The organism is Streptomyces sp. NPDC055078 (assembly GCF_053607985.1).
The window spans coordinates 1-2,162 of record NZ_JBSGUP010000971.1 but is presented as its reverse complement, the minus strand read 5'-3'; the positions used below and the strand labels follow the sequence as shown (position 1 = coordinate 2,162).

Here is a 2,162-nt window from a genome sequence, read left to right as displayed (position 1 = left end):
AGGTCGATCTGGGGCGCTTCACCCCGGGGGCCGACGGCGCCCACGGCCCCCGCTACTTCCTCAACACCTTCAGCCTGGGTGTCTACCCGGAACTGGTGACCATCCGGGAGCGGTGGTCCCCGCGCATCGGCGGCTGGCCCGCCGGGATTCTCGCGGCGGCGCGGGTGCTGCGGCACGGCCGCCCGCTGGAGGCCGGGGTGCAGGGCCGCAGGCGTCCGATGTGGCTGCTGTTCGCGGGGAACGGCGGCTACGAGCGGGTGGGCCCGACGCCCGGCCACCGCCGGGACCTCGCGGACGGTCTGCTGGACGTCCGGGTGGTCCACGGCGGACGCCGGCCGGGGCTGCGGCTGCTGGCGGCGGCGCTCGCGGGACCGCTGAGCCGTTCGCCGGTGCACGCGGCCCAGCATCTGCACCAGGTCAGGATCAGCGGGCTGGCGCCCGGCACCTCACTGGCGTACGACGGCGAGGTGGCCCAGGCCCCGGCGGATCTTGTGGTGGACAAGGCGGTCGAGGCACTGACCGTCTACCGCCCGCAGGCACTGCTCTGACGCCCCCGGCACCTCCCGGTGGACCGCCGGCCCACCCGGGCCGTGCCCGGTGCGCGACGACCACCACTCGACCATATAGTGAGACAGCAGGTCTCAATATGCGACATGACGACCTATGGTGTCCCCACGGTTCGAGGAGTCGTCACCACAGGGAGGCCACCCATGCCGCAGGAGACCGCCGTCTACACGCACGGCCACCACGAGTCCGTGCTGCGCTCGCACACCTGGCGCACCGCCGCCAACTCCGCCGCGTATCTCATCGGCGAACTGAACCCCGGTGACCGGGTGCTGGACATCGGCTGCGGGCCGGGGACCATCACGGCGGACCTGGCCGCGCTGGTGCCCGACGGGCATGTCACCGGGGTGGATCTGGCACCGGACATCGTCGAGCAGGCGCGGGCGCTGGCCGCCGGGCGGGGCCTGGCCCACACGGACTTCGCCGTCGCGGATGTCAACGCCCTCGACTTCCCTGACGGTTCGTTCGATGTGGTCCACGCCCATCAGGTGCTCCAGCACGTCGGCGACCCGGTGGGGGCACTGCGCGAGATGCGCCGGGTGTGCCGTCCCGGCGGCATCGTCGCGGCACGCGACAGCGACTACGGCGCGTTCACCTGGTTCCCCGCGAACTCCGCGCTCGACGCCTGGCAGGCGCTCTACCGGCGGGTGGCCCGAGCGAACGGCGGCGAGCCGGACGCCGGACGCCGGCTGCTGTCGTGGGCCCGGGCGGCGGGCTTCACCGGGATCACCGCCACGGCTGGCATCTGGTCCTTCGCCTCACCGGAGGAGCGTGCCTGGTGGAGCCGGCTGTGGGCGGACCGTACGACCGGATCGGGGTACGCGGACCTCGCGGTCGACGGCGGTCACGCCACGGCGGAGCAACTGGCCGCCGCCGCGGACGGCTGGCTGGAGTGGGGCGGCCACGACGACGCCTGGTTCATCGTCCCGCACGGCGAGATCATGTGCCGGGCCTGACGGTTCGGGCCGGAGCCGCGACGGCGCGGGCGGAAGTCCGGGACGGCACGGTCGGGCGCCCGGGACGTCACGGGTGGGGAGCCCGGGACCGCGCGGGCGGGAGTCAGGGACGGGACGGTCGGGGAGTCCGACAACCGATACCGCGACCCGCCGAGGCGAACTAGGCTCCCCCGTATGGAGATCCTCGGAACCACGCTGCGCATCTGCGTCGACGACCTGGACGCAGCCGCCACCTTCTACCAGCGGCTCACCGGCACCACCCCGCAGCGCTTCGAGCGCGGCGGGGTGTCCGTCGCGGCGGTCGGCTGCTTTCTGCTGATGAGCGGTCCGGAAGCGGAACTGGAAGTACTGCGGAAGGTGTCGGCGACCATCGCGGTCGACGATGTGGACGTGGCGTACGCCACCCTCTCCAGCGGCGGCGCCAAGGTGGTCGCGGGCCCGGTCCCCACTCCGGCGGGCCGCAATCTGATCGCCGTGCACCCCGACGGTTCGGTGTCCGAGTACGTCGACCGCAGGCCCGGCGACCGCTCCGGGTCCGACCGCACCGGGTCCAACAGCTCCTGAAACGAACGGCTCCATCGTCCCGACGCGCCCGGCACGTGTGCTTCCCGGGAGGCCGGCCGGGCGCCGTACGGTGCCGGC

The 2,162-nt window shown here is 73.5% G+C and carries 3 protein-coding genes; all 3 read left to right on the top strand.

Translation table 11 applies throughout. The features are described 5' to 3' along the window. Window positions 1-548, top strand: a 548-nt coding sequence (locus ACWF94_RS39255) for a diacylglycerol/lipid kinase family protein (RefSeq protein ID WP_453499884.1), incomplete at its 5' end; no start/stop codon positions are given. Window positions 549-710: 162 nt separating this feature from the next. After that, window positions 711-1,520: a methyltransferase domain-containing protein gene (locus tag ACWF94_RS39250; protein WP_453499882.1), complete on the top strand. Its 810-nt coding sequence runs from the start codon at window positions 711-713 to the stop codon at window positions 1,518-1,520. Window positions 1,521-1,694: 174 nt separating this feature from the next. Further along, complete coding sequence (locus ACWF94_RS39245) at window positions 1,695-2,084, top strand: VOC family protein (RefSeq protein ID WP_453499880.1); 390 nt, start codon at window positions 1,695-1,697, stop codon at window positions 2,082-2,084. The last annotated feature ends 78 nt before the right edge of the window (window positions 2,085-2,162 follow it).